Origin of the sequence: Blastococcus sp. TF02-8, from assembly GCF_003319175.1 — a bacterium.
Lineage (GTDB): Bacteria > Actinomycetota > Actinomycetes > Mycobacteriales > Geodermatophilaceae > Blastococcus.
Genome location: NZ_QOHK01000025.1, coordinates 1 through 734, shown reverse-complemented (window position 1 = coordinate 734; position 734 = coordinate 1). Strand labels below are relative to the sequence as shown.

1 protein-coding gene and 1 rRNA gene are annotated in these 734 nt (G+C 70.3%); both read right to left on the bottom strand.

Annotated elements, in window-relative coordinates:
* Window positions 1–355, bottom strand: a 355-nt coding sequence (locus tag DQ237_RS19320) for a hypothetical protein (RefSeq protein ID WP_205730299.1), incomplete at its 3' end; no start/stop codon positions are given.
* Between the two features lie 253 nt (window positions 356–608).
* Window positions 609–725 (bottom strand): 5S ribosomal RNA (rrf, locus tag DQ237_RS19315).
* Window positions 726–734: the final 9 nt, after the last annotated feature.

Below are 734 nucleotides of genomic sequence, written 5' to 3'. Positions count from 1 at the left end.
CGGTCCTGCCAATCACCACGCGGACGATCACCCTGCGGACGACTCGGCCGGTCACCCTGCGGACGACGGTCCTGCCAATCACCACGCGGACGATCACCCTGCGGACGACTCGGCCGGTCACCCTGCGGACGACGGTCCTGCCAATCACCACGCGGCCGGTCACCCTGCGGGCGGCTCGGCCGGTCACCCTGGGGACGGCGGTCCTGCCAGTCACCACGCGGACGATCGCCCTGCGGGCGGCTCCGCCGGTCACCCTGGGGACGGCGGTCCTGCCAGTCACCACGCGGCCGGTCACCCTGCGGCCGGCGGTCCTGCCAATCACCACGAGATGGGTCGGACCGGTCAGGCCGGTCACCCTGGGTGGGCCTGCCACGGCCGCCGGCGGCGCCGCGCGATCCATTCTGCGGACGCGCGCCCCGATAGGGCTGCTGCCCACCATCGCGTGGGCCGCGCCCTGACCCGGAGTTGTTGGGACCGCGTCGCGGAGCCGTCATGTTCGTGAGGTACCTCTTCGCTCGACGCTGCTCTGTCCGGAACGGACGGCGGCGGACTGAAAAAAACGAATGGGGGCCAGAGCGCGTAGCTCTGACCCCCATTCGGTGAAGTATGTCCGGCGGCGTCCTACTCTCCCACCCCGTCTCCAGGGCAGTACCATCGGCGCTGAGAGGCTTAGCTTCCGGGTTCGGAATGTTGCCGGGCGTTTCCCTCTCGCCATGGCCGCCGTAACTCTGTGA